This is a genomic window from Streptomyces sp. NPDC049541 (assembly GCF_044465725.1).
Classification (GTDB): domain Bacteria; phylum Actinomycetota; class Actinomycetes; order Streptomycetales; family Streptomycetaceae; genus Streptomyces.
In genome coordinates this window covers 59,012-71,537 of sequence record NZ_JBITLY010000015.1, presented here as the reverse complement: position 1 = coordinate 71,537, position 12,526 = coordinate 59,012, and the positions used below count along the sequence as shown (strand labels likewise).

Sequence of the window (12,526 nt, the reverse complement as noted above, 5' to 3'; positions counted from 1 at the left end):
CCCGGGTGTCTCAGATGTTGCGGAAGCGGTTGATGGCGTCGATGTGCTTGGCGCGCATCTCCTCGTCGCGCACGCCGAGGCCCTCCTCGGGGGCGAGGCACAGCACGCCGACCTTGCCCTGGTGGAGGTTGCGGTGCACGTCGTACGCGGCCTGCCCGGTCTCCTCCAGGGAGTAGGTCTTCGACAGCGTCGGGTGGATCTTGCCCTTCGCGATGAGCCGGTTGGCCTCCCAGGCCTCGCGGTAGTTGGCGAAGTGCGAGCCGATGATCCGCTTCAGGGACATCCACAGGTAGCGGTTGTCGTACTCGTGCATGTAGCCCGAGGTCGAGGCGCAGGTGGTGATGGTGCCGCCCTTGCGGGTGACGAACACGGAGGCGCCGAAGGTCTCGCGGCCGGGGTGCTCGAAGACGATGTCGATGTCCTCGCCGCCGGTCAGTTCGCGGATGCGCTTGCCGAAGCGCTTCCACTCCTTCGGGTCCTGGGTGTTCTCGTCCTTCCAGAACTTGTAGCCCTCGGCGTTGCGGTCGATGATCGCCTCGGCGCCCATCGAGCGGCAGATCTCCGCCTTCTGCGGGCTGGAGACGACACAGATCGGATTGGCGCCGCCCGCGAGCGCGAACTGCGTGGCGTACGAGCCGAGGCCACCGCTCGCGCCCCAGATCAGGACGTTGTCGCCCTGCTTCATGCCGGCGCCGTTGCGGGAGACCAGCTGGCGGTAGGCGGTCGAGTTGACCAGGCCGGGGGCGGCGGCCTCCTCCCAGCTGAGGTGGTCCGGCTTCGGCATCAGCTGGTTGGACTTGACGAGCGCGATCTCGGCGAGGCCGCCGAAGTTCGTCTCGAAGCCCCAGATGCGCTGCTCGGGGTCGAGCATGGTGTCGTTGTGGCCGTCCGACGACTCGAGTTCGACGGACAGGCAGTGCGCGACGACCTCGTCACCGGGCTTCCAGGCGTTGACGCCCGGGCCGGTGCGCAGGACGACGCCCGCGAGGTCGGAGCCGATGATGTGGTACGGCAGGTCGTGGCGCTTGGTCAGCTCCGACAGCCTGCCGTAGCGCTCCAGGAACCCGAAGGTCGACAGGGGCTCGAAGATCGAGGTCCACACGGAGTTGTAGTTGACCGAGGAGGCCATGACAGCCACCAGGGCCTCGCCCGGGCCGAGCTCCGGCAGCGGAACCTCGTCCAGGTGGATCGACTTGCGCGGGTCCTTGTCGCGGGTCTCCAGGCCCGCGAACATCTCCGTCTCGTCCTTGTGCACGGTGATCGCGCGGTACGACTCGGGGAGCGGCAGGGCGGCGAAGTCGGCCGGCGTCGATTCCGGCGACTGGATCGCGTCCAGGATGTCCTTGGTGGTCACGGTGTTGCCTCCGGCGATACGCGTCCTGAGGGAGGGACGCTGAGGGTTACGTCGGTGCCGTCGGTTCGGCGGTCATGCTGTGCGGCAGCGCTTTGTGGCGCGGGAGGTTGCCTGTGACGCAGGCGTCCGGGCGCGCAAGCCATGGGCTTGAGGGGACAGCCGGCGTGCGCTAGGTCTCTGCACGCCGGCCGCCCGGACTCCTTCAACGTATGACACCGCGTGTCACCTTGCAAGGCACTGAGTGCCAGAGATTGCCCTCAGGTGAAATCTTTACGTAACAAATGAGCGATGATCGATCGAACGGGCGCTGAAAGCTGTTTGAAAAGGGCCCCTGACATGCCAAAACGGCCACCCCGGAGGGTGGCCGTCGTCACAAAGGGGGGACGGGTCTCAGCGTTCCTTGAGCGCCTGCTCGATGGTCCGCATGACCTCGTCCAGCGGGGCGTCGGTGCGGGCGACGGTGACCAGGACCTCGCCCTGGGTGGAGACGGCCGCGGGAGCCGGCGGCTTGTTCGCCGGCGTGCTGCGCCCCGCCCCGATGCCCGTCCCGAACGTCTTGCGCACGATCGCGAAGGCGTGGTCCAGCTGCGCCTCCACATCGCCCTGCCCGCCGGCCCGCAGCCAGCGTCTGAGGACGTGGTTGTGGGCGGTGACCACGGCGGACGCGGCGACCTCCGCGAGCAGCGGGTCGTCGTTGGCGTCGTCGTCGTGCGCGTGCTCGTCGAAGTGGCCGAGGAGATAGCGGGTGAAGAGACGCTCGTAACGCGCCACCGAGGCGATCTCCGCCTCGCGCAGGGTGGGTACCTCGCGGGTGAGCTTGTAGCGGGCGACCGAGATCTCCGGCCGTGCCGCGTACATCCGCATGACTTCCTTGATGCCGCGGCACACCGTGTCGAGCGGGTGCTCATGCGCGGGAGCCGCGTTGAGCACGGCCTCCGCACGGATCAACGTGTCGTCATGGTCGGGGAAGATCGCCTCTTCCTTGGAGCGGAAGTGGCGGAAGAAGGTGCGGCGCGCGACCCCGGCAGCGGCCGCGATCTCGTCGACGGTGGTCGCCTCGTACCCCTTGGTCGCGAACAGCTCCATCGCCGCGGCCGCCAGTTCGCGGCGCATCTTGAGCCGCTGGGCGGCCGCGCGACTGCCTGCGGCACTTTCCGGCGCGTCGGGCGTGGCTGGTGTACGTGAGGACTTGGCGGGCTGGGACATGACCCGAACGTACTGCATGTGCGCAGCTTGTTGCGCATGTACGGGGGTTACCCCGCCCGGTGCGGGCGGGGGTCCTCCGGCGGGGCCGAGCAGTCCGCCCCAGTCCGTCTCGCCTCTGAACCAGTCGCCGGCGCCGTCAGCGGCGGGCATATTCGCGGAAGCCACGGCCCGTCTTGCGGCCGAGGCAGCCCGCGGCCACCAGGTGCTCCAGGAGCGGCGCGGGGGCCAGGCCCGGGTCGCGGAACTCGCGGTGCAGGACCTTCTCGATCGCCAGGGAGACGTCGAGCCCGACGACGTCCAGGAGCTCGAACGGGCCCATCGGGTAGCCGCCACCCAGCTTCATCGCCGCGTCGATGTCGTCAAGAGACGCATAGTGTTCCTGCACCATCTTGATCGCGTTGTTGAGGTACGGGAAGAGCAGCGCGTTCACGATGAAGCCCGCACGGTCGCCACAGTCGACGGCGTGCTTCTTGATCCGTCCACACACCTCACGGACCGTCGCGTGGACGTCCTCGGCCGTGAGCACCGTACGGACGACCTCGACCAGCTTCATCGCCGGCGCCGGGTTGAAGAAGTGCATGCCGATCACGTCCTGCGGGCGCGAGGTGGCGCGGGCGCAGGCGACGACGGGCAGCGAGGAGGTGGTGGTGGCCAGGACCGCGCCCGGCTTGCAGACCTTGTCCAGCGCCTGGAACAGCTGCCGCTTGATCTCCAGGTCCTCGGCGACGGCCTCGACGGCCAGGTCGACGTCGGCGAAGGACTCGTAGGAACCGGCGGCGGTGATCCGGTCGAGGGTCTGCGCGGCCGCCTCGGCGGTCATCCGGCCCTTGTCGACGGAGCGTGAGAGCGACTTGCCGATACGGGCCTTGGCGGCCTGGGCCTTCTCCTCGCTGCGGGCGGCGAGGACGACCTCGTACCCGGCCTTGGCGAAGACCTCGGCGATACCGGAGGCCATGGTGCCGGAGCCGGCGACACCGACGGAGCGGACCTCGCGGCCCGGGGTGAGGGCGGCGCCGTCCAGGGGCGTCAGCGCGTCCCGCACGACGGTGGCGCTGCCGGGGGCCTCGTAGGTGTAGAAGCCGCGGCCGGACTTGCGGCCGGTCAGGCCCGCCTCGCTGAGCTGCTTGAGGATCGGGGCGGGCGCGTGCAGCCGGTCGTGGGACTCGGCGTACATGGCCTCCAGGACCGTGCGGGCGGTGTCGACACCGATCAGGTCGAGCAGCGCGAGCGGGCCCATCGGCAGACCGCAGCCGAGCCGCATCGCGGCGTCGATGTCCTCGCGGGAGGCGTACTTGGCCTCGTACATCGCGGCGGCCTGGTTGAGGTAGCCGAACAGCAGCCCGTCGGCGACGAACCCGGGCCGGTCGCCGACCGCCACGGGCTCCTTGCCGAGGTCGAGGGCGAGGTTGGTGACGGCGGTGACGGCGGTCGGCGCGGTGAGGACCGAGGAGACGACCTCGACGAGCTTCATCGCCGGCGCCGGGTTGAAGAAGTGCAGGCCGAGCACGCGCTCCGGACGGGCCGAGTCGGCGGCGAGACGGGTCACGGACAGGGCGTTCGTGCCGGTCGCCAGGATCGTCTCCGGGCGCACGATCCCGTCGAGCTCGCGGAAGATCTGGTGCTTGATCTCGTACGACTCCGGAGCCACCTCGATGACGAGGTCGGCGTCGGCCGCGGCGCGCAGATCGGTGGAGGTGGTCACGCGGGCGAGGACTTCGGTGCGCTCCTGCTCGGTCAGCCGGCCCTTCTCCACGGCGCGGGCGGTGGCCGCCTCCAGGGTGGCGAGGGCCTTGGCGGCCGCGGCCTCGCTGATGTCGATGCCGACGACCTCGCGGCCGGCCTTGGCGAGGACCTCGGTGATACCGGTGCCCATGGTGCCGAGGCCGACGACGGCAATGGTCGTGAGCGAAGCGGAAGGGGTGTGGGACAGGGGAGTGGCCATCGCGGGACTCCAGGCATGAGGGTGACGACTGGGAGAGCGCCCGGGTGCGCCGAGGGCAGGCCGGCCGAAGCCGGACCCGGCGCACCGGGTGCATGAAGGAATGCGGGTGTTGCCGGGCTGCAAGCGCACACGCCCGGTGCCGTCGCCTCGGGCGTGCACACGCCTGGAGCGAACGGTGGGAAATCCGACCGGCCCTGTCCCGTGGCCGGGTCGTGCTGCGGTACCTGATGTACCGAACCGACTTTCCCCCACTGCCTCAAGGGCGTGGGAGGTGCCCCCACTCACGGCAGCTGCGTCACCAGGCCGCCGCAAGCGGATGCGAGTGGGTAACTCGCTCGTCTGAGCTTAACCGGCGGGTAACGAGCGCGCCAGTCCCCGTGTTTGTGATGTACGTCCCGAGAGATCGGCGTCCCCTCTAATCTTCGGTGTCATGGACGAAGAGTTGCGATCGCTCACGGAGCGTTTACGGGCGGAGTCGGGGGCGACGGCCGAGTACGACCGTCTCGTCGCCACCGAGGACCCGGACGAGCTGGCGCGGGTGCTCACCGAGCCCGGGCAGCCGCTGTGGGCCCGGGAGCTGGCGGCGTTCCGGCTGGGGCTCGCGGGTGACCGGCGTGCCTTCGAGTCCCTCGTCCTGTTTCTCAACCACCGCGATCCGCAGCGCTGCGCCTCCGCCGCCTACGCCCTCGCCCGCCTCGACGACCCGCGCACCGCGCGCGCGGCGGCCGCCCTCGCCACCAACGAACTCCGCGTCGCCTACGCCCTGCACCCCGTCCGGCTCCTTGCCCAGCTGCGCGCCCCCGAGTCCGTGCCCGCGCTGATCACCACCCTGCAGCGCAGGCTCGGCCCGCACGACCCCTACCGCCGGGTGGCGCTCGCCTGTGTGGAGGGCCTCGGTGACCTGGAGGACGCCCGCGCCAGACCGGTGCTCAACGAGGCACTGGCCCACCCGGCCCTGGCCGAGGCGGCGGTGCGGGCGCTGGCCCGGATCCCGAGGCAGAGGTGAGGCGGCGTCAGCCGGCGAGTTCCCTGACGTACCGCACCTCCGGCACCTCGACCCTGTCCACCTCGAAGGGTTCCTCGGCGCCGTCCGGGCGGAAGCCCGACCGCTCGTAGAAGCGGCGGGCGCGCGCGTTCTCCTTGAGCACCCACAGGTACATACGCGCGTGCCCGGCGGCCGTGCACCGCCGTACCGACTCCTCGATCAGTGCCCGTCCGATGCCCACGCCGTACGACTCGGGGGCCACGTACAGCGCGTACAACTCGAGCTCCGCGGTGCGCACTTCACCGGCCCGGTACGGGCCGTGGCAGGCCCAGCCGACGATCTCCCCGTCCTGCTCGGCGACCAGGTTCACCACCTCGGCGCTGCGCTCCAGGAAATGGGTGCGGCGGCGCTCGGCGTCCTCCGGCACGCTCATCGTGTCGAGGTAGGACTGCGGGATGATCCCCCGGTAGGCCGTCTGCCAGCCGCCGACGCGGATCTGTGCCACGCGCTCGCAGTCCGCCAGGGTCATTTCACGGACCAGGAGACCGCTCACCCGTCCACCACCGCGAAGGCCTCGATCTCCATCAGGAACTCGGGCCGGACGAGTGCGGCGACCTGTACGGCGGAGGCGGCGGGGAGGCGGTCGTCAGGTATGTGGGCGGCGCGGGCCGCGCGGATCGCGGGCAGGTCTGCCGTGTCCGTGACGAAGTAGGTGAGTTTGACGACGTCGTCGAAGGTCGCCCCCGCGGCGGCCAGACAGCGGCGGAGGTTCTCGAAGACCTGGCGGGCCTGGGCCTCGGGATCGCCCTCGCCGACAAGCCTGCCCTCCTCGTCCAGGGCGAGCTGGCCGGCGATCGCGACGAAACGGCCCGTGCCCATGACGACGTGGCTGTACTGCGCGGCGGGGAAGACCCCGTCGGGGGCGGTGATCCTGGTCAGCTCACTCATGCGTCCATCGTGGACGATGGGTGTGACAACGCCCCCGACGGGACCTCACCTTCGGGTCGTGCTCAGCCGCGGAAGCCGATCAGCGCATGCAGCGTGGCGCCGCTGTCGGACCCCGACGCCGCCTTGGTGCTCATCGGCGCCTTGGAGCTCAGCGGCTTGGGGTCGGGCGTCTTCGGGCACACCGCGTCGATCGGGCCGCCGCCGCGCGGCACCGTGCCGTCGGACAGATATGCCGCCAGGTACCTGTCCAGGCAGGCGTTCCCGCTCAGCGTGATGCCGTGGTTGCCGCCGCCCTGCTCGACCACGAAGCTCGAGCCGGCCAGCAGGCGGTGGACCGTCGCGCCGCCCTCGTACGGGGTGGCCGCGTCGTCGGTCGCCTGGAACAGCAGCACCGGCGGCAGCTTGTCGTTGGCGACGCGCACCGGCTTCAGCGAGTCCGTCGGCCAGAACGCGCACGGCGCGTTGTACCAGGCGTTGTTCCAGGTCATGAACGGCGCCTTCTCGTACACCGCCCAGTTGTCCTTGCGCCACTGGTTCCAGTCGCGCGGCCAGGAGGCGTCACGGCACTGCACCGAGGCGTAGACGCTGTAGCCGTTGTCCCCGGACGCGTCGACGGCGCCGACGCTCCGGTACACCTCGACCAGCGGGTCGGGGTTCTTGTCGTTCACGTACGCCGCGAACGCCTCGGCCAGACCCGGCCAGTAGCCGTTGTAGTAGCCGCCGGGGACGAACGTGTCCTCCAGCTCGGAGGCCCCTACCTTGCCGCCGGCCGGCTTCTTGGCGACCGCCTTGCGCATCGCGTACCACTTGGCCTCGACCTTGGCCGGGTCGGTGCCGAGTCCGTACGTCGAGTCGTACTTGGCGATCCAGGCCATCAGGGCCTTGTGACGGGCGTCGAAGGCGGAGTCCTGCGCGAGGTTGTCGTCGTACCAGACGCCGGTCGGGTCGACGATCGAGTCCAGGACCAGGCGCTTCACGCGCTGCGGGAAGAGCTTGGCGTAGACGGCGCCCAGGTAGGTGCCGTACGAGTAGCCGAAGTAGCTGGTCTGCCGGGAGCCCAGGGCCGCGCGGATCGAGTCCATGTCCTGGACGGCCTGAATCGTGTCGATGTACGGCAGCAGGCTCGCGTACTTCGTTCCGCAGGCGGCGGCGAAGGACCTGGCGCGGTCGAGGTTGGTCTTCTCCAGGGCCGGTGTGCTCGGCACGGTGTCCGGGCGCACCGGGTTGAAGTGGCCCGGCTCGCAGTCGAGGGCGGGCTTGCTCTTGCCGACCCCGCGCGGGTCGAAGCCGATGACGTCGTACTGGGCCGCGACGGCCTTGGGCAGGGAGTTCGCGACGAATCCGGCGAGCGTGAGACCGCTGCCGCCGGGACCGCCGGGGTTGACCAGCAGCGGGCCCTGGCTCTTCGGCGCGGTGTGCTTCACGCGCGAGAGCGCGAGCGTGATCTGCTTCCCCTGCGGGTCCCCGTGGTCGAGCGGCACGTCGAGCGATGCGCACTGGAGCGTCGGATAGGTCGTGGTGCCGCAGTTCTTCCAGGTGAGTTCCGCGGCAGGAGCGGTTCGCGGGGACTGCACGGTGCTCGCCCCGGCGGGCAGGGCCGGGAAGCCCCCGGCCACGACGACGGCGGCACCGCACAGCACCGCTGCGCGTTTCCTCATGAAGTCCTCCCAGGACGGAGGGTTTCGGACCGTGATTCCCACGGTCCTCGCCGCATCGTCCCGGAAAGCCGCCTCCGAAGAACTCGTTCCGGCAAGACTTGACCCGATTGGGTCGCGGGATGCGCTCGTATGCTCTCAAATGAGCGTGAGTTGGGTCGGTTCGGACACCGTCGGCTCGGGTGTCTCGGGCGGCCGGATCCGCTGTGGCATCCCCGCGCGCGTGGGGCCGATCCCGTACTCCTGTGCCAGCTCGTGGACCTGACGGGTGATCCGGCGCTGGTACCACTTCGGGGCGTAGGCGCCGTCCGCGTACAGGCGCTCGTAGCGGCGCACCAGGTACGGGTGGTGCCGGCCCAGCCAGGCCATGAACCACTCGCGGGCGCCGGGGCGCAGGTGCAGCACCAGCGGGGTGACGGAGGTGGCCCCGGAGGCCGCGATCGCCCGCACGGTGGCGCGCAGTTGGGCCGGCCGGTCGCTCAGGAACGGGATCACCGGGGCCATCAGGACGCCGCATCCGATGCCGTGCTCGGCGAGGGTGCGGACCACGTCCAGGCGCCGCTCCGGGGCGGGCGTGCCCGGCTCCACCGTGCGCCACAGCTCGGTGTCGGTGAAGCCCACCGACACCGAGATGCCGACGTCCGTCACCTGGGCCGACTGCACCAGCAGATCCAGGTCGCGCAGGATCAGTGTGCCCTTCGTCAGGATCGAGAAGGGGTTGGCGTGGTCGCGCAGGGCGGACAGGATGCCCGGCATCAGGCGGTAGCGGCCCTCGGCGCGCTGGTAGCAGTCGACGTTCGTGCCCATCGCGATGTGCTCGCCCTGCCAGCGGCGTGAGCCGAGCTGGCGGCGCAGCAGCTCCGGGGCGTTCACCTTGACCACGATCTGCGAGTCGAAGTCGAGCCCCGAGTCGAGGTCCAGATAGGTGTGCGTCTTGCGGGCGAAGCAGTACACGCACGCGTGCGAGCAGCCGCGGTACGGATTCACCGTCCACTCGAAGGGCATCCGCGAGACGCCCGGCACCCGGTTGATGATCGAGCGGGCCCGCACCTCGTGGAAGGTGATGCCCCGGAACTCGGGCGTGTCGAAGGTACGGCTGACCACCGCGTCCGCGCCGAACAGCGCGGCGTCCGCCGCCCGGCTGTGCCCGCCGGACTCCACTGTGAGGTTCTCCCACCGCATGACGCCTCCTCGGTAGCGCTGCCCCGAGTGAAACACGTGTTCGATTTCCCGTGCAAGGCCTGTTTCCGCTCGCTCCACGAGCCCCCGGGGGGCGTCCTCGGGCACCCCGATTTGGGCGGCCGTGGGCGGGGGTGGTTGGCTTGCCCCAACCCCGAGAGCAGCAAGTCCTGGAGGAAACCGATGGCGCAGGTCGAGGCCACTACCGAGCGGGTCGTCGCGGCAGACGCGGAGAGGGTGTTCGACGCCCTCGCCGACTACAGCGGCACGCGCGCGAGGCTGCTGCCCGAGCACTTCAGCGAGTACGAGGTGCGCGAGGGCGGCGACGGCGAGGGCACCCTCGTCCACTGGAAGCTCCAGGCCACCAGCAAGCGGGTGCGCGACTGCCTCCTGGAGGTCAGCGAGCCCACCGACGGCGAGCTCGTCGAGAAGGACCGCAACTCCTCCATGGTCACCACCTGGCGGGTCACCCCGGCGGGTGAGGGCAAGTCCCGCGTCGTCGTGACCACTGTCTGGAACGGCGCCGGCGGCATCGGCGGCTTCTTCGAGAAGACCTTCGCGCCCAAGGGCCTCGGCCGGATCTACGACGCCGTGCTCGCCAAGCTCGCCACCGAGGTCGAGAAGTAAGCACCGGCCGCTCGGGGGCCGTTGACGCCCCTCACCGGATCGAGTGGATCTCCCCGCGCCGCACCGGTCCGCCGTAACTCGTCGCGCTTGCCCGTAGTTGCCGCCTTGAGCGGGATTGTGTGGCAGCGCGGCGAGGGGAGCGGTACGTGAGCGGGACGACGGTGCAGGGCGAGCTGCGGGGCGAACCCGACGTGGCGCCCCCGCAGGCCCCCGCCGCAGCGGCCGCATCGGCCGACCCGGTCGCACTGAGCCCGCGCCGGGTGCGGTTGGTCTTCCTCGGGCTGATGCTGGCGCTGCTGCTCGCCGCCCTGGAGCAGATGATCGTCGCCACCGCGCTTCCGAAGATCGTCGGCGAGCTGCACGGCCTGGACCGGATGTCCTGGGCGATCACCGCCTACCTCCTGACGGCCACCGTGGGCCTCCCGGTCTACGGCAAGCTCGGCGACCTGCTCGGCCGCAAGGGTGTCTTCCAGTTCGCCATCGTCGTCTTCGTGATCGGCGCCGCGCTCGCGGGCCGGGCGCAGAGCATGGACCAGCTGATCGCCTTCCGTGCGGTCCAGGGCGTCGGTGCGGGCGGACTCATGATCGGTGTGCAGGCGATCATCGCGGACATCGTGCCGCCCCGCAGGCGCGGACGGTTCATGGGGCTGATCGGCGCCGCCTTCGGCCTGGCGTCCGTGGCCGGCCCCCTGCTGGGCGGGTACTTCACCGACCACCTCTCGTGGCGCTGGTGCTTCTACTTCAACGTCCCCTTCGGCCTGGTCACCCTGGCCGTCGTCACCGTCGTACTGAAACTCCCCAAGCCGCAGGCCAAGGCGCGGTTCGACGTGCTGGGCGCTGTGCTGCTCGCCGCCGCGTCCACCTGCCTCGTACTGCTGACCAGTTGGGGCGGCACCGAGTACGCCTGGGACTCGCGGACGATCCTCGGTCTCGGCGCGGGAGCGGCGGCCGCCACCGTCCTCTTCCTCGTCGTCGAGCACGTCGCCGTCGAACCCCTCATCCCGCTGCGGCTGTTCAGGGACTCCGTCTTCAACGTCACCGCTCTGGTGGGCCTGGTGATCGGCGTCGCGCTGTTCGGCGCCGCCAGCTATCTGCCGACCTTTCTGCAGATGGTCGACGGGGCCTCCGCCACCGAGTCGGGTCTGCTGATGCTGCCCATGATGGGTGGCATCGTCGGCGCCTCGATCGTCTCCGGGCAGCTCATCAGCCACACCGGGCGCTACAAGATCTATCCCGTCCTCGGCAGCGCCGTCTCCGTCGTCGGCATGTGGCTGCTCTCCCGCCTCCAGGTCGACACGCCCCGACTGCACTACAGCCTCTGGATGGCCGTGCTCGGCGCCGGCATCGGCATGGTGATGCCGGTCCTGATCCTCGCCGTGCAGAACTCCGTGCGCCCCGCCGATCTCGGCACCGCCACCAGCGCCAACAACTACTTCCGGCAGATCGGCGGCAGCGTCGGCGCCGCGGTCTTCGGCACCCTCTTCGCCGGCCGGCTCACCGACGCCCTCGAAAATCGGCTGCCCACGCGCGCGGGTGCACAGCTTCCCGACCCGCAGTCCATCACCCCGCAGCTCGTCCACGCCCTGCCCGCGCCGCTCCGCGACGACTACATCCGCGCGTACGCCGACGCCATGCCCCGGATCTTCCTCTACCTGGTGCCGGTGCTCGCCCTGGGCCTGCTCATCGCGTTCTTCCTCAAGGAGAAACCCCTGGTGTCCCACAACACCTCCGAAACGGAACCGGCAACCGCGACCGGCCAGGTGCCGCACGCCAGGTCGCCGTACGCCTCCGGAGTCCCCGTCTGCGGCACGGTGCAGCACCCCGACGGGACCGTCGTCCCGCGCGCCGCGCTCACGCTCATCGACGCCACCGGACAGCAGATCGGACGCGGCGCCAGCGGCGAGGACGGGCGGTACGCGCTGTCCACGCCCGGCACCGGGGCGTACGTCCTGATCGCCGCCGCGGGCGGCCACCAGCCGCAGGCCGTCTCCATCACCGTCGGCGAGCGCCCCGTGGAGCTGGACGTCGTCCTCGGCGGCGCCGGACGCCTCGCCGGCGGCGTGCTCACCGCCGACGGCACCCCCGTGCGGGACGCCACCGTCACACTCACCGACGTGCGCGGCGAGGTCGTCGCCACCACCCGCAGCGGACGCGAGGGCGGCTACGTCATCACCGAGCTGGTCGCGGGCGAGTACACCCTCGCCGCGAGCGCACCCGGGTTCCGCCCGGCCGCGCTCCCCGTCACCGTCCAGGCCGCCCGGGAGACCCGCCAGGACGTCGAACTCGCGGGCGGCGCCGTGCTGCGCGGCACCGTGCGCACCAGCGGCGGGAGGCCGGTCGAGGACGCGCGCGTGACCCTGCTCGACGCGGCGGGCAATGTGGTGGACACGCTGACCACCGGCCTCGACGGAACGTTCCGGTTCGTCGACCTGTCCTCCGGCGAGTACACCGTCATCGCGGCCGGTTACCCGCCGGTCGCCACCGTGCTCCGGGTCGCGGGAGGCGGACGGACCGAGCGGGATCTGCAGCTGGGCCACGAAGACTGACGTGGTGTCATACGCTCCGGCGCGCGCCCCGGGGCGCGAGGGCCGTTCCGTTGCATCAATTCCCGTATTGCCGCACATCACCAC

Annotated in this window: 10 protein-coding genes; 3 read left to right on the top strand and 7 right to left on the bottom strand. The window is 70.7% G+C overall.

What is annotated here, in order from left to right; translation table 11 throughout:
- Positions 1 to 10 precede the first annotated feature (10 nt).
- From ccrA to ACIBW9_RS37835, 3 genes are all read right to left on the bottom strand, one after another.
- The gene (ccrA, locus tag ACIBW9_RS37845) at positions 11 to 1,354 is read right to left on the bottom strand and encodes a crotonyl-CoA carboxylase/reductase (RefSeq protein WP_398961940.1); all 1,344 of its coding nucleotides are present in this window, start codon (positions 1,352 to 1,354) and stop codon (positions 11 to 13) included.
- A gap of 390 nt (positions 1,355 to 1,744) precedes the next feature.
- Complete coding sequence (locus ACIBW9_RS37840; protein WP_398961937.1) at positions 1,745 to 2,578, bottom strand: TetR family transcriptional regulator; 834 nt, start codon at positions 2,576 to 2,578, stop codon at positions 1,745 to 1,747.
- Positions 2,579 to 2,696: 118 nt separating this feature from the next.
- The gene (locus ACIBW9_RS37835) at positions 2,697 to 4,502 is read right to left on the bottom strand and encodes a 3-hydroxyacyl-CoA dehydrogenase family protein (RefSeq protein WP_398961933.1); all 1,806 of its coding nucleotides are present in this window, start codon (positions 4,500 to 4,502) and stop codon (positions 2,697 to 2,699) included.
- Between the two features lie 430 nt (positions 4,503 to 4,932).
- On the opposite strand from ACIBW9_RS37835, the gene ACIBW9_RS37830 reads away from it, so the two are divergent.
- Entirely contained in the window at positions 4,933 to 5,508 is a 576-nt protein-coding gene (locus tag ACIBW9_RS37830; RefSeq protein ID WP_398961931.1) for an adenylosuccinate lyase, read from the top strand.
- 7 nt (positions 5,509 to 5,515) lie between these two features.
- Here the strand turns inward: ACIBW9_RS37830 and ACIBW9_RS37825 are convergent, their stop codons facing one another.
- The 4 genes from ACIBW9_RS37825 to ACIBW9_RS37810 all read right to left on the bottom strand — a co-directional run bounded on the left by ACIBW9_RS37825 (position 5,516) and on the right by ACIBW9_RS37810 (position 9,272).
- Positions 5,516 to 6,016: a GNAT family N-acetyltransferase gene (locus tag ACIBW9_RS37825; RefSeq protein WP_398962154.1), complete on the bottom strand. Its 501-nt coding sequence runs from the start codon at positions 6,014 to 6,016 to the stop codon at positions 5,516 to 5,518.
- A gap of 20 nt (positions 6,017 to 6,036) precedes the next feature.
- Positions 6,037 to 6,435 carry a RidA family protein gene (locus ACIBW9_RS37820; RefSeq protein WP_398961929.1) on the bottom strand — a complete coding sequence of 133 codons (399 nt, stop codon included), beginning with the start codon at positions 6,433 to 6,435 and terminating at the stop codon, positions 6,037 to 6,039.
- Between the two features lie 62 nt (positions 6,436 to 6,497).
- A complete protein-coding gene (locus tag ACIBW9_RS37815; protein WP_398961926.1) occupies positions 6,498 to 8,093 on the bottom strand; it encodes an alpha/beta hydrolase in 1,596 nt (531 codons plus the stop codon).
- 135 nt (positions 8,094 to 8,228) lie between these two features.
- Positions 8,229 to 9,272: an Rv2578c family radical SAM protein gene (locus ACIBW9_RS37810; protein WP_398961923.1), complete on the bottom strand. Its 1,044-nt coding sequence runs from the start codon at positions 9,270 to 9,272 to the stop codon at positions 8,229 to 8,231.
- 180 nt (positions 9,273 to 9,452) lie between these two features.
- Between ACIBW9_RS37810 and ACIBW9_RS37805 the strand changes: the two genes are divergently transcribed.
- Together ACIBW9_RS37805 and ACIBW9_RS37800 are read left to right on the top strand one after the other, a co-directional pair.
- Positions 9,453 to 9,896 carry an SRPBCC family protein gene (locus ACIBW9_RS37805; RefSeq protein WP_398961921.1) on the top strand — a complete coding sequence of 148 codons (444 nt, stop codon included), beginning with the start codon at positions 9,453 to 9,455 and terminating at the stop codon, positions 9,894 to 9,896.
- 146 nt (positions 9,897 to 10,042) lie between these two features.
- Positions 10,043 to 12,442, top strand: coding sequence for an MFS transporter (locus ACIBW9_RS37800; RefSeq protein WP_398961918.1), 2,400 nt, complete (start codon positions 10,043 to 10,045; stop codon positions 12,440 to 12,442).
- Positions 12,443 to 12,526: the final 84 nt, after the last annotated feature.

Excerpts from the sequence above, each read along its gene's own strand:
- ACIBW9_RS37840 (WP_398961937.1), bottom strand. The coding sequence starts at position 2,578 with ATGCAGTACGTTCGGGTCATGTCCCAGCCCGCCAAGTCCTCACGTACA.
- ACIBW9_RS37835 (WP_398961933.1), bottom strand. The coding sequence starts at position 4,502 with ATGGCCACTCCCCTGTCCCACACCCCTTCCGCTTCGCTCACGACCATT.
- ACIBW9_RS37830 (WP_398961931.1), top strand. The coding sequence starts at position 4,933 with ATGGACGAAGAGTTGCGATCGCTCACGGAGCGTTTACGGGCGGAGTCG.
- ACIBW9_RS37825 (WP_398962154.1), bottom strand. The coding sequence starts at position 6,016 with ATGACCCTGGCGGACTGCGAGCGCGTGGCACAGATCCGCGTCGGCGGC.
- ACIBW9_RS37820 (WP_398961929.1), bottom strand. The coding sequence starts at position 6,435 with ATGAGTGAGCTGACCAGGATCACCGCCCCCGACGGGGTCTTCCCCGCC.
- ACIBW9_RS37815 (WP_398961926.1), bottom strand. The coding sequence starts at position 8,093 with ATGAGGAAACGCGCAGCGGTGCTGTGCGGTGCCGCCGTCGTCGTGGCC.
- ACIBW9_RS37810 (WP_398961923.1), bottom strand. The coding sequence starts at position 9,272 with ATGCGGTGGGAGAACCTCACAGTGGAGTCCGGCGGGCACAGCCGGGCG.
- ACIBW9_RS37805 (WP_398961921.1), top strand. The coding sequence starts at position 9,453 with ATGGCGCAGGTCGAGGCCACTACCGAGCGGGTCGTCGCGGCAGACGCG.